Below are 20,259 nucleotides of genomic sequence, written 5' to 3' on the forward strand. Positions count from 1 at the left end.
AGCAGTACACAGGTGACAGTGAACAGATGGGCCGGCAGAGATGCCGGCCTTTTCTTTTGCTTGTGAGCTGCGTCCAAGACGTGTAGAAGTATTCTGAAAACAATGCAAATCAAGGTACAGGCGTTTGGGGTGTTGAAGGTGCGGCTGGGCGAGGGCGCGACTTCGGTGGAGTTGCCGGAGGGTGCGACGGTGGCAGACTTGCTCGCCCAAATGGAGAACAGCACGGAGAGCATGCGCGGAATTGCGGTAAGCGTGAACGCGGAGTATGCGCGGGCGAGCGATGTGTTACGCGAAGGCGATGAGGTGGGGTTGTTGCCGCCGGTGAGTGGGGGACGCGGCCCTGAGGAACCGGCCGCAGGTCCTACGGCGGCGGAACTCGACGAGAATGGCGTTGTGGCGCTGGCCTGGTCCGCTGTGAGAGGGCGCGCGCCGGTGGTCTCTGTGGGATTGCAGAGAGAGCCGATTGCTGCGGAGGGGCTGATTCGTCAGGCAAAGGACGCGGAAGACGGCGCGGTGGTGGTCTTTGACGGGATTGTGCGGAACAACTCTCGCGGGCGGCGGACGCTGTATCTCGAATACGAGGCCTACGAAGAGATGGCGCTGGCGAAGCTGGATGGTCTGGGGCACGAGGCGCGGGAGCGGTTCGGCGTGCGGTTTGTGGGAATGGTGCACAGGCTGGGAAGGTTGGAAATTGGCGAGACGAGTGTGCTGATTGTTGTGTCGAGCGCGCACCGGGCGCAGGCGTATGAGGCTTCGCGATGGCTGATTGACACGCTGAAGACGACGGTGCCGGTGTGGAAGAAGGAGATCTTTGAGGACGGTACGGTGTGGGCCGATGGTGAGCCATTTCCAGAGGGAGTGGGGATTGCGTAAGTTTTTTCTGTTAGCGGGGATGATGTGCGTGGCAGCTGTGCCGGGGATGGCGCAGAATCAGCAGCCGGAGCTGCGGATTGATACAAAGCTGGTGACGGTGTACACGAATGTGACGGATAAGACCGGCGCGATTGTGGGTGGGCTTACGAAGGCTGACTTCAAGGTTTCTGAAGATGGCAGGCCGCAGGAGATTGGGGTTTTTGAGCGCCAAAGCCAGCAGCCCCTGGCGATGACGCTGGCGATTGATACGAGCGGCAGCACCTTTAAGGACAGAGCGTTGGAGCAGGAGGCTTCAAAGCGGTTTATTCATGCGCTGCTGAGGCAGCAGGACCAGATGAGCCTGATGGAGTTTGGAACGGATGTAAGGCTGCTTACGAGCTTCACGAACAAGATGCAGGAACTGGATCGTGCGCTGGGGAGTCTGCGCGGGAGCGATGCAACGGCGCTCTATGACGCGATTTATCTGGGTTCGCAGGGGCTGGCGCGCAAGGATGGGCGCAAGGTGCTGGTGCTGGTGAGCGATGGCGGCGACACGGCGAAGAGCACGACGTATGACCAGGCGCTGGAGCAGGCGCTGCGGGCCGAGGTGATGATTTATTCCATCATTGACGTGCCGATTGAGGCGAGCGCGGGACGCGACCTGGGCGGCGAGCATGCGCTGATTACGCTGGCGGAGCAGACGGGCGGCAAGAGCTTTTATGCGAACTCGGGTGGACTGGACAAAGCGTTCCAGCAGGTGAGCGACGACCTGAGGACGCAGTATGTGATCGGGTATTACCCGAAGAATCAGGAGCCGGGAAGGACGTTTCACCGGATTGCGGTGACGGTGCCGCGGGCAGGTCAGGATGCGTCGGGTCAGGATCAGTTCAATATCCGGTACAGGACGGGATATTATGCGGATTCGCAGGTGAGGAAGAGGGAGTAATTTTCTTGTCTCTTATCCCTGTTTCCTTATCCCTGTTTTTTGCATCTAAGCTGGTTATATGACCCCTTCACCTATATCTCGTAGACGTTCGAAGAACCCTCCACCGGGTGAGACCGGGCAGGAGGCGCTGTACCTGCGTTCGCTGAGTGAGCGCAAGGTGCCTGTCGCCGTGAAGCTTAGAGATGGCGACATAGTAAAAGGCTGGATAGAGTACTTTGACGACGGAATGTTGCGGCTGACCCGCGAAGGCAAGCCGAATCTATTTATTTATAAGAATCAAATCCGTTCGATCAGCGAGGCGGGACGGCACCGTGCGCATGGCGACGGCGTTCGTATTTCATAACGGATAACAGCGTGCGGGATTGATCTCTACAATAGGATCATGAGCTCTGATTTCGTCTTTATTCCTAAAGCTGAAGTAATTGCGCGCGAGGCGGGTGCGCGGCTGCGCGAGTTTTACGCGACAGGCGTGACCACCGAGTACAAGGGCGCGGCTGACCTGGTGACGGTGGCGGACCGCACGGTGGAGAAGCTTGTGCTGGAGCGGCTGAGTGCGGCTTTTCCTGAGCATGGCATCTACGGCGAAGAGGGAACGCGCGAGCGGCTGGACGGCGAGTATCGCTGGTACGTGGACCCGCTGGATGGGACGACGAATTTTGCGCATTCCGTACCGCATTTTTGTATCTCATTAGGGCTGGAGCACAGGCCAGCCGGATTAGCCGAGGGCGAGGATGGCGCGCTGGTGGCTGGGGTGATCTACGACCCGATGCGCGATGAGATGTATGTGACTGAACTGGGCAAGGGTGCGTGGCTGAATGGCAAGCAGATTCATGCGTCGGAGACGAAGACACTGGAAGAATCGCTGATCGCGACCGGGTTCCCGAGCCAGAAGCGGCATAAGAGCCCGAATATTCACTTCTACCATGAGTTCACTTTGCGATCGCATGGCGTTCGACGCTTGGGTTCGGCGGCGTTGGATCTGGCATATGTGGCAGCGGGGCGGTATGAGGCGTTCTGGGAGTTCAATCTGAATCCGTGGGATGTGGCTGCGGGGATTCTGCTGGTGGAAGAGGCCGGCGGGTCAGTCACGGATTTTTCTGGGAATAAAGTGAAGCTCGACAGCAAGGAAGTGCTGGCAACGAATGGGAAGATTCAGGCGGAGTTGGTGGGGCTGTTTGAGGATATGTTTGCGGGGCGGGATTTTGGGACGATTGTCAGCCCAGTTAATTATGTGAGAAGCAAAAAATAGGGACTGAGAGACTATTGGAGGCCGCGCGATGCGCGGCCTGTTTTGTTTTTGGAGAACGTTATTTGGTAGTGAGTGCGGCTTTGAGAGCAGGCTCGTTGAGTTTTCCGATGCGGCCATGTGGACCGACGACGAAGGGCAGTGAGAGTGCATTCCAGTTCTTGTCGGCATCTGCGGGTTCGTTAAGGGATGCGTTGGGTTTTACAGCGCGCCAGTTCTTGCCGTCATCGGTGGAGATGTCAGTGCCGTTGGGGCCGACGGTGATCCAGGTTTTGGTGGTGGCATCGTAGGCTACTGCGGAGCGGTAGCCGTGGGGTGGCTGCTTTGCGGCTTGCCATGTTTTGCCGCCGTCGACGGTGAAGGCTGCAGTACCGGAGGATTCATCAGACTTCTGATAGTCGCCGCCTACGGTGGCCCAGTGGCGCGAATCGCGTAAATCAACCGAAAATGCACCTGCTCCTGCAGAACCGCCGCGCATCGGCAATGCCTTCGAATTGAAGTCAGGGTAATCGCCGATGAGAAATATGTGCGCCCCGGCGGGGCCTCCAGTTACAAAACCAATCGCAAATATTTCATTCAATAGAAAAGAAGAATTGCTTGCAGCGAATGCGCCTTCGTCCTTTGCTGCATCAAGCCCTTTTGATGAGCCTCTGGTCCATGTGTTGCCCTTGTCATTAGTTTCCCGAAGTGTAAATTTGCCATTAACTGGATCGCCTAATAGAAATCCATCTTTATCGAAACGGTTAAGAAGTATCGCATCCCAGAAGCCGTCTGGATCAGGATTGGTGAAGATGAGCTTCCAGGAACTGCATCCGTCAGTGGTTTTGTAGAGGCGCGAGAGATCGCCTTTGCCGCTGGACATGACGATGGCGGTGTTTGCGTCGAAGGCCTGGATGCCGCGGAAGTCCAGCTTTTCGGCTCCGGGCGGTATGGTGCAGGTCTGCCAGAGATAGCCGCCGTCTTCAGTGCGCAGAACCGTGCCGTTGGTTCCCGAAGCCCAGGCGATGCCGCCGCCGAGGGAGTGGATCCCGCGCAGGCTGGCGGTTGAGTTCGAGTTCTCAAGTGTCCATTGGGCGTGGGCAGCTCCCACGGCAAGCGCCATCGCGCCGAGCACAATCATCCTTCGCATGGCGACAAGTGTAGCGGAAAGGCAGAGACAAAGACACAGGACATAACGGACAAAAAAGGTCTTGATTTAAAAGATGATAGCCAGTATCGAATGCAATTCCCGCATCGCAAAACGCTGATGAGAAATGGGCGTTCAGTGCACGGTGTACTGTGCTATTCTCACGGTCGAGAGCAAGACTTCCTGCGGTAATTTTGGAGAAGACCTGATGGCATACATAATTGCAGAACCCTGTATCGGCACCAAGGACACCGCCTGCGTGGACGCCTGTCCCGTCGATTGCATCCACCCCAAGAAGGACGAAGACGGCAACTCCGAGGCGGATCAGCTCTTCATCGATCCGGTTGAGTGCATCGACTGCGGCGCGTGCGTGCCGGCTTGCCCGGTTTCCGCGATCTTTGCGCAGGACGACCTGCCGGAGAAGTGGGCGCACTTTACGGAAAAGAATTCAGCGCACTTCGGCCGCTAGGTCCTGGCCGCACGGGCGACTGCGCGCTTTGCGCGCCATTCGTGCTGAAGATTGAGTTGTGATATCGATACGCATCCTGCTTTGCGGGATGCGTATTTGTATTTTGGTGAATGGTTAAGAGGAGAGCAGTTCCATGCCCAGATCACGTGCCGCGATCTTATCGAACGTGACAACTTTGGAACACCCCGCTGCTTGCGCTGAGGCCGCAATAAGGCAATCCCCGAAGTCTGCGCTGCTGCTGCGGTATAAGTGAAGCGCCTTGCTAAAATCCGCTGCCCGCTCAAAAACGAGAGTGTTGCGAGATTCCAAACCTTCCAGCACTGTAAGAATTGCATCTTTCGGCATTTTGTAAGTGCGATCCATGAGCCACACGAGTTCTTGAATGGACGCCATCGGAATCCATCCGGGGTTTTCGCGTGTTAGTCCGCGAAAAAATGTGCGAGCCCTTGGGCTATGCTTCGGATCGTCTCCGAGGATGTAGCGGGCAAGAATATTGGTGTCGATGCCGATCATGCGGCACGCTTACCGGATCGCTTGGCACGACGCCGGCCCGCATCACTCTTAGTGGCTTCATCGAGTTCTGCTACGTGCTCGCCGATGGCCTCTTTCATTTCCAGGTCTGTGAGCGGCGGCCCGTCCTGTGCATAGCCAAGCTTCCTGACGATACCGTAGAGTTCGTCAATGGGCCCCACGCGCCGGATCCGAAACGAGCTGTTTTCGCCTGGCAAGAAGACGACTTCTTCGCCAGGCTTGACTCCGAGTGCTTTTCTTAGCTCTGCCGGCAGGGTGATCTGGCCCTTGGATGTGATTTTAGATCTGTACATTGCAGCCTCCTTGCTCGAGTAGAGTTTACCTTGCTTGATTGATATTTGCCTTACTTTTTAATATATGTAAGGCGTGCAGTATTCAGATGCGATGATGGAAAGCGATGGCTGTTCTCACTTCGGATGCGGTAATTCTGCGAACGTGGCCGGTGCAGGAGTCTGACCTGATTGTCAGCTTCTTTACGCGCGACTACGGAAAACTGCGCGGAGTGGCGAAGGCCGCGCTCAAGAGCCGCAAGCGGTTTGGCGGGGCGCTGGAGCCGATGACTGTTGCCCGCGCGTGGTTTGTGGAGCGGCCGCGGCAGGAGCTGGGGCGGCTGGATCAGCTGGAGATTCTGCGCTCGCCACTCTCAGATGCCGTGGACATGGCGCGGATGACGGCGCTGAGCTTTTATGCGGAGGTGCTGGATGAAGCGCTGCCGGAGCACGATCCGCAGGAGACGGTCTACCGGCTGCTTACAGCCGTGCTGGAGCAGACGACGACAACGCAGCCCTTGATGCCGGTGACGTACTTTGCGCTGTGGATGACGCGGCTGATGGGATTGTTGCCGGATCTGGTGCATTGCACGGTGTGCGGCGAGGCGCTGGTGGCAGGAGAGGTTAGCTTCAGCTCTTATGCAGATGGGCTCTTCTGCGGGGTGCATGCGCAAGGGAATGCGCTGAGTGAAGACTCATGGATGCTGGCGCTGCGGATGTTGAAGCAGCCGGTGGCGGCGTTTGCCAGCGAGCCATGGCCGCGGCGGCGAGGACAGGATCTGAGGCGCTTTGCGGTGCAGGCGCTGGAGCGGCATCTGGAGAAGCGGCTCAAAAGCGCAGAGGCGCTGGCACGGCTTAGTTGACGGACTTGAGCGCTGCGGCAGCCCGTTCTGCTTTTTGCTGGAGGGCTACCTCTTTGGCTTTGACTGCGTCTTCCTTGGCCTTCTCGGCGGCGGCTAGCTCGCGGGCTTTTTCTTCCACATCGAGCTGGTTAATGCGGCTTTGAATGCGCGTGATGGAATCGCGGTCGTAGGTGAGAACTTCCGCGGCCTGAGGATTGCCTGTGAGGCGGTCGATGCGCCGTTGGTGCCACTTAACGAGCTTGACGAGGGCGTCTATGGAGTCCCACGCCTGCTTTTCAACTTCAGACTCGTGCTGAATGGTTTGCTGGAGCTGCGCGTGTAGCTGCTGCTGACCCTGCTGGGCAGCGGAGGGCGGCGTGGTGACGGGGACGGTATCGGCGCGCCAGACGGTCCAGGCAATGACGCCTGCGAGGGCGGCAAGCGCGAGCAGGATGAGGCCGAGGATTCGCATCGAATCCAGTTTATCGTGAGCCGGAAAGCGACGCGCAGGCTGGTAGAATCGGCATGAGTTTCTACCTGTGAGAGAGTGCTTGTGTCTTCATCTGTTGACGCCGTGAAGGCGGCGAGTTCCGCACTTACGTTTCAAGACTTGCTCTTCCGCCTGCAGCGTTTCTGGGCAGAGCGGGGGTGTGTGCTGCAGCAGCCGTATGATGTGGAGGTGGGCGCGGGCACCATGGCGCCTGAGACCTTTCTGCGGGTGCTCTCGGCCAAGCCCTACCGTGTGGGCTATGCGCAGCCAAGCCGCCGGCCGGCGGACGGACGCTATGGCGAGAACCCAAACCGTCTCTTTAAGCACACGCAGTTCCAGCTGGTCCTCAAGCCGCCGCCGGTCAATGTACAGGAGCTATATCTTCAATCGTTGGAAGCGATTGGCATTGACCTGCTCAAGCATGACTTGAAGTTCGAAGAGGACAACTGGGAGTGGCCTGCGGGCGGCGCGTGGGGCGTTGGCTGGCAGGTCATGCTGGACGGCCTGGAGATTACGCAGTTTACCTATTTCCAGCAGTGCGGCGGCCAAGACCTGGACCCGATCTGCGCGGAACTGACGTATGGGCTTGAGCGAATTGCGGCATTCATTCAGGATGTGGATTCGATCTACGACATTGTGTGGGCTCGCGACCCGGATACCGGCGTTGAAGTGACGTACGGAGATGTGCGGCTGGAAGAAGAGCTGCAATTCTCGGTTTACAACTTTGAATACGCCGATGTGCCGAAGCTTTGGGAGCACTTCAACGCTTTTGAAGCCGAGGGAAAGGCGCTGCTGGAGCAGGCCGGAAAGCTCCTGACGGATGAGACGGCAAGTCCAAAGGATAAGAAAAGATTTCCGCTGCTGGCGGCCTATGAGCTGGCGCTGAAGTGCTCAAATCTGTTCAATCTGCTGGATGCGCGGGGCGCGGTGAGCGTGACGGAGCGCGTAGGCGTAATTGGGCGGATTCGCGCGCTGGCGGTAGGCGTAGCCAAAGCCTACGCGTTGCAAAAGGCCGCATAGGTTTTCACTCACCACTGGGTGCCCCAGGTCCCTCGCATTTGGGGACCTCGGATAGCACTCCCGTAAACTTAAGCTTTGTAACAAGGCACGGCTTTAGCCGTGCCAAATGGGTCCGAAAACAGGATGGGCTTTAGCCCCCGCGGGCATGATGAAAGACGAAAATGGCTAATTTTTTGCTGGAAATTGGGCTGGAAGAGATTCCGGCGCGGATGATCGCAGGAGCCGAGGCAGAACTGGGCCGGCGCGTGACGGAGCTGCTGACGCGGGAGCGTCTGCTGAGCGAGGGCGCAAAGGTGACGACCTTTTCGACGCCGCGGCGACTGGCTGTGCTGGCTGAAGGCGTGCTTGCTGGCCAGGCAGATACGGAAGAGCAGCTGACCGGGCCTTCGTGGAAGATCGCGTTCAAGGATGATGCGCCGACGGCTGCGGCTGAGGCCTTTGCGAAGAAGGCCGGCGTAGCAGTGAATGATCTTGAGAAGGTGACGACGCCGAAGGGCGAGTATGTAGGTGCAAAGGCGCAGCGTAAGGGGCGCGCGACGGCGGAGATCCTTGCGGGCGAGCTGCCCAAGGAAGTGTTGGCCATCTACTGGGCGAAGAATATGTACTGGCGCGCGAGCAAGCCGGAGCGGTTTGTCAGGCCATTGCGCTGGCTGGTGGCGCTGCTGGACTCCGAGATTGTTCCGGTGGAGATTACCGGGATTGCGGCGAGGCGTGCGAGCCGCGGGCATCGCGTGCTGCATGGTGAAAAGCCGGTGGAGATCGCAGTAGCGGGTGGGTACGTGGAGGCGCTGCGCGGGGCCAAAGTGGTAGTTGAGGTTAGCGAGCGCAGGCAGCTGATTCGCAAGGCCTTGGATAAGGCGACTCGGACAGTGGCTGGAGCGCGCTGGAGAGAAGATGAGCCACTGGTTGAAACGGTGACGCACCTGACCGAGTGGCCTAGCGTGATCCTGGGAGACTTTGAGCCGGAATACCTGACCCTGCCCGAAGAGGTTCTGGTGACGGTAATGCGCGACCACCAGAAGTATTTTGCTGTCGAAGGCGCTGAGGGCAAATTGGCCCCGCATTTTCTGGCGGTGCTGAATACCGAGGTGGATGCCGAAGGTGAAGCGATCATCCGGCACGGAAATGCGAAGGTTCTGAGGGCACGGTTCAAGGATGCGCAGTTCTTCTGGGATTTCGATCAGAAGGTGCCGCTGGCGGAACGGGTGGAGAGCCTGAAGGCGGTGACCTACCACAAGGATTTGGGAAATTATTACTGGAAGACGGAAGAAAATCTCGTCGTTGCGGGCAGGCTGGCTTCGGTCGTGAAGGCTGCGGGCGTCGCGTTCGACGAGGCGGCCCTGCTGAAGGCCGCTGAATTGGCCAAGACCGATTTGACCACCGAGTTAGTGAAGGAATTTACCGAGTTACAAGGAATCATCGGCGGCCTTTATGCGCGGGCTCAGGGCCTCGATGAAACAGTGGCCAAGGCCATCTATGACCAATACACACCAGCCTCGACAGAGGATGCAATTCCCACGACTGTTGAGGGGCAATTGCTCGGCTTGGCAGACCGCATTCAGACAATTACCGCGATGTTCGGCATCGGCTTCAAGCCAACAGGTTCTAAGGATCCATTTGCTCTTAGAAGAGCAGGAAACGGAATTATCAAAATCCTTGCGGAATCCGATCTTGAGCTGACCTTAGATGGTATTTATTCTGCGATTTATCCGATCTTGAAGATCTCAGGCCCGAGTTTTAACGAAGTCCAAGTGTTCCTAGGCGAGCGAGTGAAATCCTACTTGATGGAAGCTCGCGGCTTTGCGTATGACGTAGTGAATGCCGTGACATCCGCGGGGTCAATGGTCGTCGTAACTGAATTCACTTTGGGGGCTGAGAACGTACGTCATACCATTGCCCGCGCAGAAGCCCTGACAGCAGCGCGAGGGTCGGAAGACTTCGTGGCGGTGTCGGCGGCCTTCAAGAGGATCAAGAACATTCTGCGGCAGGCCGAAGAGAAAAAGTTCGAGATTGGGGCTGCGGATGGGGCCAAACTTGCATCTGAGGCGCAGAAGCTTCTTGCTCACGCCGATGAACTTGCTCCAAAGGTAAGAAAATACCGCGAGGATCATGCGTACACCGAAGCGCTCAGCGAGATTGCGACGCTACGGCCCTCGGTGGATGCCTTCTTCGACAAGGTGATGGTACTGGATAACGATCCTGCAGTGAGAGGCGCGAATCTGGGGCTGATTGCGAGTGTGCTGGAAGGCTTTTCCGGAATTGCGGATTTCAGCGAAATCGTAACGGGATAAGCGCCTCAGAACCGCATGACAGAAACGGCCTATCCTTCGCAATCACTATTATGCGGAGGATATAGCCGTGAATCATTTCATTGTCAGTTTCGGAGATACCGAGCTTACGGACGAACAGTCAGCTCGTGTCAAATCGGCGATTGAGATGGCAGCAAAGAAAGAGTACGAGTCATTTGCAGCCACCTCCGACGCACTTCCCATTACTCAGTTGCCAACTGGCCCGGGTCCGGGGCACCACGGTGGCCGTGGCCCGAGCAATCCGGGGGGCCCCGGTAAGACCAGCCCAACCAAACCGGGCGGCAATCCGGGCACAGGTCCAATAGGAACAGGGAACCCGATTGGAAAGCATCAATTCCCAATCGTAAAGCCCGCTTTCTATGACTCCTCTACCAAAACCTGGAAAGCCGCATAGCATGCCGAAACTCGCTGGCCGTGGATAAATCTTCGGCCAGCGAGTTAGGCAGGTCACTTGCCATCGAGGAATGCGCGAATTGCGGGAAAGAGAGTTGCGGCTTCGCAACCGGGGGCCAGGTGTCCGCAATCGGACTGCAAGACGATCGTTTTCGCATGGATGAGTTGCGCAAAGTCGAGCGCGGGTTTGGGATTGACCATGTGATCTTGCGCGGCGTTGATAATTAGCACCTTTGCCTTGACTCTCTTTGCGGCATCTTCAAGCGAGCCGCCGTGGCCAATGTCATGGGCGCTGATGGCGACGAGGCCTGAGAGCCAATCGTTGGCGTCAAAGGGAAGAATGCCTTTGGCGTAGGCCTTTGGATAATCTGAGAGGAATTTCTGCGGCGTTTCATCTGCGGCAAAATGCGCGGGCGTCGTGAGATGCAGAAGATGAATGGCCTGGACGACAGGTACAGCCGGTGATTTCTCGTAACGTCCCTGATGAAATTCCGGATCGGAGCGGAGAGCATCCTCCTCGGTTTGCATGAGGAGCGTGTCGTAGCTGGTGGGGTGCGGAGAGCCGACGATGGGGATGGCGACGTCCAGCATATCGGGGTAATCGACGAGCCATTCAAAGGTCTGGATGCCGCCCATGGAGATTCCCATGACGGCATGGAGATGCTTGATGCCAAGGGTTTCCGTGACGACGCGGTACTGCGAGTTGACCATGTCCTGTATGGCGTACGCCGGAAAGTCGGGGCCGTGCTGCGGCGCGGGCGCATTGGAGGGCGATGAGGAGACTCCATTGCCGAGTGCGTCGACAGCGATAACAAAATATTTGCCGGGATCGACGAGCTTGTCCGCACCCACGGAGCCGCCGACGCCGAGGCTCGTTCCGCCGAACCATGTGGTGAAGAGGACGGCGTTGGAGTGGTCCGGATTGAGCACGCCCCAGGTACGGTAGCCAATGCGGCAGTGCTGGATTTCCGCGCCGGAGACGAGTTTGCAGGAACCAAGTTCGGCGAACTTCTGCTGGCTGCGAGCGACATGCGCGAGCGGAACGGTCAGGATGGCGAGAATAGCGACGGAAAAACGGTAGAGCATGGCTGCCACAGTGTACAGGCTTCAGCGTGGCGGAGCGATGCGGACAGAGTTCGCGCGGCAGGAGCGGACGGCAGGGCAGGCGATGGCGTGGAGAGATTTGTCGAGGCAGATTTCAACGGCAGTGAGGTAGTTGTGGCCGCAGCTGATGGCAATGGATTGGCTCGAGAGCCCGGGATTGGACTGCGTGAAGAGTCCGGCGATCTGATCGGGCGAAAGCGAAGTCTGCGAGCTGAGATTGGCGAGCTGCGCGGGGATTTTCACGGATTGGTACGCGGTGCGGGCGGCGGAGAAGAAGTCGTTTGCGGCCAGGCCGGAACAGGTGCCGTGTGTGCGCCACTCGTGTTCGAGCAGGCCCGGCTCGGGATAGATGTCGCTGAACTGCGATGGGTTGGGACCGGGCGCGTTGCCGCAATTCTGTGGATAGCTGCCGTCATTGTTCTGCGGCCAGAGGCCGTGAAGGACGAAGGTTGAGCGGCGGGCGCATTCTGCGGCTTCCGGATGCGAGTGGCAGTATTCGGGCGACCAGGAGAGGTTGAGTAGATAAAAATCGAATCCGGTGGCGGCGGCGAGGCGAGGATTCGGACGTCTCGGTGGGTCGACCATTACGCCGGGTCTTGGTGCGTCAGACGTATTGGATTTGCACGCCGCAAGCGTGAACAGAAGCGCAAGGGAGAGCAGTTTCAACTTCATGCGCGCAGCATAGCATGCTTCCACCGAAAACCTCGCACGCATGAGGAGCCCGTAGAGCAGGGTTTTTGCGCCGCAGGCGCAGTCCGCCGTGCGCGCAGCACCGTCTAGAATAGAGAGACATGGCAGACGCACTTTATCTGAGTTTGTGGTATCCGAATCTGCGGCTTATGACGTTGCCGGACAAGCTTGCAGCGGTGCTGGGAAGCTTTGCCGCGCATGGCGGCGAGGCAAAGGTCTACGCGGTAACGGTCTGGCCGGTGAGCTGGCAGGAGTCTCCGGTATTTCAGCGCGTGTATGGGCGCGCTGCAGATGGCGGGGCAGAGATCCGTGACGCCGTGCAGGAGGGCCTGGAGCTGATGCATGACGATTACGCCTATGAGTTCCAGATTGGATGGAGCTTGTGGGAGCCGGAAGTGGCGACGGAGCTCGATCCGAAGTGGGCGCGTGTGCCGCGGCTGGTGCGAGTCACGGCCTTCGGGCCCCTCTTTGATGAGGCCACCTACGAGCAGGAAGGTCATATCCGCATAGACTTTGGGCCGGACACGCCGTTTCTGGAAGAAGATGCGGCTCTGAACGAGGAAGCGGCCCGGCACATGGCGCAGAATATCCGGCAGCTTGTGGATTTAACGGCGGCGATGGAGAAGGAGAGCGGCGCGACGGCGCGGCTTCTATGGAGCGAGCTGGGTGAGAGTCTTGCCACACGGCTTGCGGCGCGGCTGGGGCAAGGGAACTGAGCCTGTGCGATTGACGCCATTTCGACTCACGCCATTCCGTTTGAGCATTGAGCGGTTGCGGACGCTGGTGCTGGTGGCGGGGGGACTGCTGCTGGTGGCGCTGATCGCTTCTCTTGCCGTCAAACGATGGAAGAGCAAATTCAATATCAATGAGATTCCCAAGAGGCTGGGCGTAGACATTCAGCAGGAAGCCAATGGTGTGACCTACACGCAGTCGAGGGGCGGGCACACGCTGTTCAAAATTCATGCGAGCAAAGTGACGCAGCTCAAACAGTTGAGCAAAGAAGGCGGCAAGGCGCTGCTGCATGACGTGAGGATTGAGCTCTACGGCGAGGATGGCAGCCGCGTGGACAAAATCTCAGGCGGAGAGTTTGAGTACGACCAGAAGGCCGGTATCGCAACGGCCGCAGGGCCGGTAGAGATCACGATTATGAAGCCGGGCGTGGCTCCGGCGGTGGCACCCAAGGCGAATGCGAATGCGGCAGGCAAAGGAACGGCGCTGGGAAGTGCCGCGCAGACGGCTGCCGCCGATCAGATTGAGGTAAAGACGAGCGGGCTGACCTTTGACCAGAAGACAGGGACAGCGACGACGGAGCAGCCGGTGCAGTTTGAGCTGGCGCAGGGCAATGGGAACGCCGTGGGTGCGCTCTTCGACTCCAACAGCGGGCACGTGGTGCTGGACCATGACGTTGTGATGACGGTACGGCGCAAGACCGGATCCGGCGATGAGGATGTAAAGATTCACGCGCATCATGCGGAGTTTGAGCGGGGCTCGCTGGTTGGGACCATGACGAATGCGGAAGCGGACTATCGTGGAGGTCACGCAACGGCGGGCGATGCGAAGATGCTCTTCCGGCAGGATGGTTCGGCGGTGCGGATGGATGCGCACGACGGGTTCACGATGACATCGGCGAGCGGGACGCATGTGAGCGCACCGCAGGGATGGCTTGAGTTTGACGAGAAAAATCATCCGCGGCATGGGCATCTGGAGGGTGGCGTAACGCTGGACTCGGTGACTGGCGGCCGGCAGTCGCATGGGAGCGCGCCAGTGGCGGAGGTGGAGTTTTCTGAGCTGGGCGATCTGCGGCACGCCCACATGGAGCGCGGCGTGACAATGCATAGCGAGGAAGACACAGCAGGAGCGCATGTGAGCCGCGACTGGCGGTCTCCAGTGGCGGATATGGCATTTCGCGCGGGTGCAAAGGGCAAGACCGAGCTTGCGAGCGTCTTTGGGCAGGGTGGCGTAGTGATGATCGGGCAGACGCGTCGCGGCGATGGCGGAATGACGCCTTCAAAGATGAGCGCGGATCAGGTGACGGCGCTATTTGCCCCAGGATCGGGTCAGAGCCAGCAGCTGAAACATATAACGGGCGTGGGCCACGCGAGCGTGGAGCAGACGACTGCGACAGGGACAGCGCAGACGACGACGGGCGACAAACTGGACGCGGAGTTTGCGCAGGGAGCCAAACCCGCGGATAAGTCTGCGGCGCAGGCGCCTGACGCGGGATTGGCGAACAGCCAGATTGAGTCCGCGACGATGGATGGGCATGTGACGCTGACGCAGCAGGAAGCGGCCAAGTCGGGCGAGCAACAGCAGCCTGCGCTGCGGGCGACGGGCGCTCACGCAGTCTTTGACGGAGGATGGCTGCACCTCACGGGAAATCCGCGCGTGGTGAATGGCGGCCTGGACATGACGGCGGACAAGCTGGACATTGCGCAGGCAGCGGCGAATGCTGCTGGAGCGTCTGCAAAGACCCCGCAGGCTGGAAATACAGGCGGGGATGCCTTTGCGCATGGCAATGTGAAGGCGACGTGGCTGAATGACGGGCGCAACGCGAATACGTCGGGGAATGTTCCAAATGGATCCGCAGGTGGTGGGACGGTTGGATTTGGCGGACAGACGCCGGCGCACGTGATTGCGGCGGAGGCGGAGTTCCACCAGGCTACTGGCGAGGCGACATTCAAGGGACAGGCGCGACTGTGGCAGGATGCGAATTCCGTGGCTGCACCGGTGATTGTGCTGGACAGGAATAAGCAGACGCTGACGGCGCATGGAGCGGGTGCAGCGAATCCGGTGAAGCTGGTGCTGCTGAGCGCAGGTGGTGCGCCTGGCGCCATGTCGAGTCCGAAAACTGATTCCGGAAAGCCGGGCGATAGGAAACAGACTACACCGTCTGTGATTCGTGTGAGTGGCGGAGATCTGCTCTATTCAGATACAACGCGGAAAGCAGTGTTGCATGCCGCACCCGGTGGAACAGTCACGGCGGAGACGGGAACGGCGATTTCAAATTCGGATGTTGTGGAGCTGACGCTGTTGCCGACGGGGACTGGTGCGACGAAGGATGCGAGCGGTAGTGCAAAGGCTAGCACGTCTCAGGTAGACAAAATGACTGCAAAGGGCAATGTGGTATTGACTTCGCAGGGGCGGCAGGGCACGGGCGAGCAACTTATCTACACAGGACAGACGGGGCAGTATGTGCTGACGGGTACGGCTGCAAAGCCTCCGAAATTGAGCGATCCTGCGCAGGGAGTAGTAACTGGCAACGCTTTGATTTTCAATAGCCACGATGATAGCGTCAGTATCGAAGGCGCGGGAAACAAGACGACAACAACGACGCACGCGCCGGCGAAAACGAAGTAAGACGCCGCAGGAAGCAAGCAGAGAAGCGAGCTGGATGCAGACACTGAGCGCCGAAGGACTCGGCAAGACTTACAAGGGACGGCAGGTGGTGCGAGGCGTGGATGTAAGCGTCTCACGCGGCGAGGTTGTCGGGCTTCTGGGACCGAATGGCGCAGGCAAGACCACAAGCTTCTATATGATTGTGGGGCTGGTGGAGCCGGAGACGGGCCGTGTCATGGTGGACGGAGAAGAGATTACGCGGGTTCCCATGTATTTGCGGGCGCGGAATTTCGGGATCAGCTATCTGCCGCAGGAGCCGAGCGTTTTTCGTAAGCTGACGGTGGAGGAAAACATCCTGGCCGTGCTGGAAGCGCAGCCGCTGAGCAACAAAGAGCGGAGAACGCGCACAGATAAGCTGATTCAACAGTTGAACCTGGGGCACATTCGCGGAACCAAGGGCTACGCGCTTTCTGGCGGCGAGCGGCGTAGAGTGGAGATTGCGCGGTCCTTGTGCATTCAGCCGAACTTTATTCTGCTGGATGAGCCATTTAGCGGCATTGACCCGATTGCGGTCTCGGAGCTGCAAAAGATCATTTTCGATCTGAAGGCAAGCGGGATCGGGATATTGATTACGGATCACAATGTCCGGGAGACTTTGAGCGTGACGGATCGCGCATACATTATTGCGGAGGGTAAAATCTTCCGGACCGGTACTCCGCGGGAATTAGGTAACGATGTGGAGGTCCGGCGGGTCTATCTAGGAGAGGGGTTTTCGCTGGATTAGGATTGTGCATCTTTTGAGGGATTTGGAAGGTTCGAGAGGTAGAGAAGGTTGATTCCTGGAACATTCTGAAACATTCCTCATGCAGCATGATTCATTTTGGAACATTCACATTTGTTCCAGATATTTTTCGCTTTATCAAGGTTTCTTACCGGCTAAACTTCATATATTCCAACCGGGAATCGAGCGGTCCTGATGGCTCTGTTGCAGCCAAAACTGAATTTAAGAGTCTCTCAGCGGCAAGTACTTACGCCGGGGCTGATGCAGATGGTCAGCGTCCTTGCGCTCAACAAGCTTGAGCTGAAGGAGATGATCGATGCGGAGATGGTGGAGAATCCGGTATTAGAGGAAATTGACGAATCGGTTCCCATGCTGGACCAGGTGGCAAGCCGCGAAGAGACGCTGGGGCTTTCCGCAGAGCGCGCGGCGGAGGAGATCACCAAGCCTGCAGATCCATTTGAAGAAGTGGATTTCGGCTCATACTTCCAGGAGTATCTCGATCCGGGATACAAGACGCAGCCGGAGTATGAAGACAGCGAGAAGCCATCGTTTGAAAATTTCCTATCGCAGCCGACGACGCTGACCGATCACCTGTCGTGGCAGCTTGGCGCGCTTTCGCTGAATTCAGAGCTGACGGCAGCGGCGGAGTTTATCGTCGGGAATCTGGATGAGAACGGGTATCTGGCGACGGGCGATGAGGAACTTGCGGCGAGCTTTGCGGGAATCGATCCGGCCGTTGCTGTGAACGGTGCGGCGGAAGAATACGCCGCGGCGCTCAAGCTGATCAGGAATGCGATTGAGTTGGTGCAGCATCTCGATCCGGCGGGAGTCGGCTCGCATGATCTGCGCGAGTGCCTGCTGATTCAGGTTACGGGACAGCAGGAGGAGCTTGCTCAGCTTTACGCGAAGCGAAGCCAGTTGGAAGCCGAGGCCGAGGCTAAGACTGAAGAAGAAGAAGAGGATTACGCGGAGGAACTGGAGGTAAATCCGCACGGGAGCTTCCGCGTTGAAGCTGAGGCAAAGCTTGAAGAGCGGCGCAGGGCGATGGATGTGGCAGGGCAGATTGTGGACAAGCATCTGGGTTTGCTGCTGAAGCGTGATGTGAAGGACCTGGCGCGGGCTGTGCAGGCTACGGTTGAGGAGGCGCACGCGGCGGTGGAGTTCATTCGCACGCTCGATCCAAGGCCCGGGCGACTGTATAACCGCGAGCAGACGCGGCTGATTGAGCCCGATGTGGTGTTTGTGAAGCGTGGCACCGAGTGGGTTGTCAGCATGAATGAAGAAGACCTGCCGAGCCTGCGGCTGAGCCGGCGTTACCGCCAGATGCTTGCCTCCAATGGCACCGAGCGCGAAGTAAAAGAGTATGTGAAGGAGCGGTTCCGGTCGGCGATGCAGCTGATGCGGAATATCGCGCAGCGCAAGAGCACGATTCTGCGGACGTGCGAAGTGATTGTGCGGCGGCAGCAGGATTTTCTCGACAAGGGGCTTGAGGCGCTGCGGCCCATGATGATTAAGGAAGTGGCGGAAGAGATCGGCGTGCACCCTTCCACGGTGAGCCGAGCCGTGGCGAATAAGTATGCGCATACGCCGCAGGGCGTGCTGGAACTGAGGTTCTTTTTCTCGGAAGGCTCGAATGGGCCGGAAGGCGCTGATACGCCGCTCGTGGTGTTGAAGCGGAAGGTTCGGAAACTGATTGAAGAGGAAGATGCGAAGAAGCCGCTGACGGACGATCAACTTGCCGCGATGCTGCAGGCAGGCGGGATTCAACTGACGCGGCGTACGGTGGCGAAGTACCGCGAGGAAATGAATATTCCTTCAACACATCAGAGGAGACGGCGTGACGCATAGCGTGCTCGCGGTCACTGTCCCCCCATTTCCACTATGCTGTAAAATCCTTAGATTCGCTCCCTGATCAAGCAGGGAGAAGAATTGCGTCTAAGCGGAGGCTGACCATGGATGTGGAGTTAACCGCGAGGCAGGTACGTATCTCCAAGGCGCTGCGCGAGCAGGCCGAGGTGGGCATGGAGCGCATAGCGCGCCTCATGGGCAAGACGACAAGCGCATCAGTAACCTTTCGTGTGGAGCGGCATCTGCAGATAGCCGAGCTGACGGTTTCGGCGCGCCATCACACGATTGCAGCAACGGGGCAGGCCGCGACGCAGGAGGCAGCGCTCAGAAATGCGCTGGCTCATGCCGAGCACCAGGCGTTGCGCCACCGTGACAAGCGCCTGACGGGCAAGCGGCTGCCGAAGGAAGAAAAACTGATGGCAGCGCCTCCGGTGGCGCGAACGAAGACGCGGCCGGCAGAGCCGGAAATGGCGTCGGAGGTCACGGAAAATGGGCTGCCGGCAAAGCCTGCGGCCAAGCCGCGAGCTTCGATTCTCGCGCATTCCTTTCCCGCCAAGCCCACAGTGGTCGAGCCGCACATTGTGAAGAGCAGTGAAGCGATTGCGATGCGGCCGATGTCACTGGAGGAAGCGGTGAAGGAGGCGGAGTTCCGCGACCGCGAACTGCTGATCTTTCACGATCTGGCCGGAAAACTGTTCGTACTGCACCGGCGGCGGGATGGGCAGATGGGGCTGGTGGAGATTCCCTAAAAACAGGGACTGAGCGACAAGGGACATAGGGACTAGGAGATGCCGCCGTTTGAAGGCAAATTTCCTGGTTCCTGATTTCTATGTCTCTAGTCCCTGTCGTTGTACCATGAGCGCATGGCGAGCGTGAACGATGCCGCAGGGATGGGCGAACGCGTGAAGAAAGAACCGGGCAAGGAGCTGGTGATTGTGACCGGCATCTCGGGGGCTGGCAAGGCCACGGCGTTAAAGGCCTTTGAAGACCTGGGATTTCACGCCGTGGACAATCTGCCGCTTGAGCTCCTGGTGGAGTTTGCGCGGCTGGTTGAGAAATCCGATGAGATTGAACAGGCGGCGATCATTGTGGACATCCGCGAGGGGATGACGCTGGATCAGCTGCCCGAAATTCTGAAGAGCGTAAAGACAGTGCTGCGGACGCGCGTGGTGTTTCTGGACGCGAAGGATGAAGTGCTGGTCCGGCGCTACTCGGAAACGCGCAGGCCGCATCCGCTGAGGAAACAGGACACGGTTTCGCGCTCAATCGTGGAAGAGCGCCAGCTTCTGGATCCGATCCGCAATGTGACGGATACGCTGATTGATACTTCAAGCTTCAATGTGCACGAGCTGCGCGCGCACATCCAGGCGCGGTTCGGGCGGGACGAGCAGGTGAATCATCTGCTGGTTTCGTGCCTGAGCTTTGGCTTCAAGAACGGCGTGCCGGTGGACGCAGATATGGTGTTTGACGTGCGCTTTCTGCCGAATCCGCATTTTGTGCCGGAGTTTCGCAAACTCACGGGCCAGGACCCGAGGGTGGCGGCCTATGTGCGTGGGTTTCCGCAGACAGAGGAGTTTCTGGAGCGCGTAACAGGGCTGATGCTGTATCTGTTGCCACATTATGTGGCCGAGGGAAAGAGCTACCTGACGGTTGCTTTTGGCTGTACGGGCGGGATGCACCGGAGCGTAATGATGGCCGAAGAGATGGCGGCTCGGCTGAAAGCAGCCGGCTACCAGGTGAAGGCTCTGCACCGAGATATGCCAAGGTGATATGCCCCGGTGAGGCTGCAACTTTTCGATCCGTGCAAACGTCTTAAAAGTGTTCACGATCCGTCGTTAAACGCCGTGTCAAGCAGTTCCGGCGAGTACGTGGATTTATGCTGAAGGGTCGCGCAAGGTTCAAATTCGCGCTATGCCCAAATGGTAAACTTAGCGATTTGGAGGCTTACTGCCTGCGGCTTCTGAGAAGCCGAGGCAGCTCCGACGGATTTACACCTTTTTCGGATCA

At 58.5% G+C, this 20,259-nt stretch carries 21 protein-coding genes; 15 read left to right on the top strand and 6 right to left on the bottom strand.

What is annotated here, in order from left to right; translation table 11 throughout:
• Positions 1-102: 102 nt before the first annotated feature.
• From VO84_RS20450 to VO84_RS20465, 4 genes are read left to right on the top strand one after another with little or no spacing between them, the layout of a single operon-like run.
• Complete coding sequence (locus VO84_RS20450; protein ID WP_058189630.1) at positions 103-873, top strand: molybdenum cofactor biosynthesis protein; 771 nt, start codon at positions 103-105, stop codon at positions 871-873.
• A complete protein-coding gene (locus VO84_RS20455) occupies positions 866-1,798 on the top strand; it encodes a VWA domain-containing protein (RefSeq protein ID WP_197414140.1) in 933 nt (310 codons plus the stop codon). Before VO84_RS20450 ends, VO84_RS20455 begins: the two co-directional genes overlap by 8 nt.
• Before the next feature lie 58 nt (positions 1,799-1,856).
• Positions 1,857-2,141, top strand: coding sequence for an RNA chaperone Hfq (locus tag VO84_RS20460; RefSeq protein WP_058189632.1), 285 nt, complete (start codon positions 1,857-1,859; stop codon positions 2,139-2,141).
• A gap of 39 nt (positions 2,142-2,180) precedes the next feature.
• A complete protein-coding gene (locus VO84_RS20465; protein WP_058189633.1) occupies positions 2,181-3,047 on the top strand; it encodes an inositol monophosphatase family protein in 867 nt (288 codons plus the stop codon).
• 58 nt (positions 3,048-3,105) lie between these two features.
• Here the strand turns inward: VO84_RS20465 and VO84_RS20470 are convergent, their stop codons facing one another.
• On the bottom strand, positions 3,106-4,173 hold the full coding sequence (locus VO84_RS20470) for a beta propeller repeat protein (protein ID WP_058189634.1): 1,068 nt from the start codon (positions 4,171-4,173) through the stop codon (positions 3,106-3,108).
• Positions 4,174-4,378: 205 nt separating this feature from the next.
• Between VO84_RS20470 and VO84_RS20475 the strand changes: the two genes are divergently transcribed.
• On the top strand, positions 4,379-4,639 hold the full coding sequence (locus VO84_RS20475) for a 4Fe-4S dicluster domain-containing protein (protein WP_058189919.1): 261 nt from the start codon (positions 4,379-4,381) through the stop codon (positions 4,637-4,639).
• A gap of 114 nt (positions 4,640-4,753) precedes the next feature.
• Here the strand turns inward: VO84_RS20475 and VO84_RS20480 are convergent, their stop codons facing one another.
• Together VO84_RS20480 and VO84_RS22300 are read right to left on the bottom strand one after the other, a co-directional pair.
• Complete coding sequence (locus tag VO84_RS20480) at positions 4,754-5,152, bottom strand: PIN domain-containing protein (RefSeq protein WP_058189635.1); 399 nt, start codon at positions 5,150-5,152, stop codon at positions 4,754-4,756.
• On the bottom strand, positions 5,149-5,463 hold the full coding sequence (locus VO84_RS22300; RefSeq protein ID WP_082662235.1) for an AbrB/MazE/SpoVT family DNA-binding domain-containing protein: 315 nt from the start codon (positions 5,461-5,463) through the stop codon (positions 5,149-5,151). The genes VO84_RS20480 and VO84_RS22300 overlap by 4 nt, the downstream gene beginning before the upstream one ends.
• A gap of 104 nt (positions 5,464-5,567) precedes the next feature.
• Here VO84_RS22300 and recO point away from each other — a divergent pair, with 104 nt between their 5' ends.
• The gene (gene recO, locus VO84_RS20490; RefSeq protein WP_058189636.1) at positions 5,568-6,302 is read left to right on the top strand and encodes a DNA repair protein RecO; all 735 of its coding nucleotides are present in this window, start codon (positions 5,568-5,570) and stop codon (positions 6,300-6,302) included.
• Here recO and VO84_RS22945 read toward each other — a convergent pair.
• Positions 6,295-6,753: a hypothetical protein gene (locus VO84_RS22945; RefSeq protein WP_058189637.1), complete on the bottom strand. Its 459-nt coding sequence runs from the start codon at positions 6,751-6,753 to the stop codon at positions 6,295-6,297. The genes recO and VO84_RS22945 overlap by 8 nt on opposite strands.
• A gap of 81 nt (positions 6,754-6,834) precedes the next feature.
• Here VO84_RS22945 and VO84_RS20500 point away from each other — a divergent pair, with 81 nt between their 5' ends.
• The 3 genes from VO84_RS20500 (at position 6,835) to VO84_RS20510 (ending at position 10,494) form a co-directional block, all read left to right on the top strand.
• Positions 6,835-7,791, top strand: a complete 957-nt coding sequence (locus tag VO84_RS20500) for a glycine--tRNA ligase subunit alpha (protein WP_058189638.1) — start codon at positions 6,835-6,837, stop codon at positions 7,789-7,791.
• A 161-nt stretch (positions 7,792-7,952) separates the two neighbouring features.
• Complete coding sequence (gene glyS / locus VO84_RS20505; protein ID WP_058189639.1) at positions 7,953-10,082, top strand: glycine--tRNA ligase subunit beta; 2,130 nt, start codon at positions 7,953-7,955, stop codon at positions 10,080-10,082.
• Between the two features lie 67 nt (positions 10,083-10,149).
• Positions 10,150-10,494: a hypothetical protein gene (locus VO84_RS20510; RefSeq protein ID WP_058189640.1), complete on the top strand. Its 345-nt coding sequence runs from the start codon at positions 10,150-10,152 to the stop codon at positions 10,492-10,494.
• Positions 10,495-10,547: 53 nt separating this feature from the next.
• Here the strand turns inward: VO84_RS20510 and VO84_RS20515 are convergent, their stop codons facing one another.
• Together VO84_RS20515 and VO84_RS20520 are read right to left on the bottom strand one after the other, a co-directional pair.
• Positions 10,548-11,579 carry an alpha/beta fold hydrolase gene (locus VO84_RS20515; protein ID WP_157440032.1) on the bottom strand — a complete coding sequence of 344 codons (1,032 nt, stop codon included), beginning with the start codon at positions 11,577-11,579 and terminating at the stop codon, positions 10,548-10,550.
• A gap of 21 nt (positions 11,580-11,600) precedes the next feature.
• Positions 11,601-12,269 carry a ribonuclease T2 family protein gene (locus tag VO84_RS20520; RefSeq protein WP_197414141.1) on the bottom strand — a complete coding sequence of 223 codons (669 nt, stop codon included), beginning with the start codon at positions 12,267-12,269 and terminating at the stop codon, positions 11,601-11,603.
• A gap of 119 nt (positions 12,270-12,388) precedes the next feature.
• Here VO84_RS20520 and VO84_RS20525 point away from each other — a divergent pair, with 119 nt between their 5' ends.
• The 6 genes from VO84_RS20525 to rapZ all read left to right on the top strand — a co-directional run bounded on the left by VO84_RS20525 (position 12,389) and on the right by rapZ (position 20,021).
• A complete protein-coding gene (locus tag VO84_RS20525; RefSeq protein WP_058189643.1) occupies positions 12,389-13,003 on the top strand; it encodes a hypothetical protein in 615 nt (204 codons plus the stop codon).
• A complete protein-coding gene (locus VO84_RS20530; protein ID WP_157440034.1) occupies positions 12,954-15,644 on the top strand; it encodes an LptA/OstA family protein in 2,691 nt (896 codons plus the stop codon). Before VO84_RS20525 ends, VO84_RS20530 begins: the two co-directional genes overlap by 50 nt.
• Before the next feature lie 34 nt (positions 15,645-15,678).
• Positions 15,679-16,407: an LPS export ABC transporter ATP-binding protein gene (lptB, locus tag VO84_RS20535; RefSeq protein WP_058189645.1), complete on the top strand. Its 729-nt coding sequence runs from the start codon at positions 15,679-15,681 to the stop codon at positions 16,405-16,407.
• Positions 16,408-16,599: 192 nt separating this feature from the next.
• Positions 16,600-18,252, top strand: a complete 1,653-nt coding sequence (locus VO84_RS20540; RefSeq protein WP_058189646.1) for an RNA polymerase factor sigma-54 — start codon at positions 16,600-16,602, stop codon at positions 18,250-18,252.
• A gap of 104 nt (positions 18,253-18,356) precedes the next feature.
• Positions 18,357-19,001, top strand: coding sequence for an HPF/RaiA family ribosome-associated protein (locus VO84_RS20545; RefSeq protein WP_058189647.1), 645 nt, complete (start codon positions 18,357-18,359; stop codon positions 18,999-19,001).
• Between the two features lie 114 nt (positions 19,002-19,115).
• Positions 19,116-20,021, top strand: a complete 906-nt coding sequence (gene rapZ / locus VO84_RS20550; RefSeq protein ID WP_082662238.1) for an RNase adapter RapZ — start codon at positions 19,116-19,118, stop codon at positions 20,019-20,021.
• Positions 20,022-20,259 lie beyond the last annotated feature (238 nt).

It is taken from the genome of Occallatibacter gabretensis, from assembly GCF_001449115.1.
In the GTDB taxonomy this organism is placed as follows: domain Bacteria; phylum Acidobacteriota; class Terriglobia; order Terriglobales; family Acidobacteriaceae; genus Telmatobacter; species Telmatobacter gabretensis.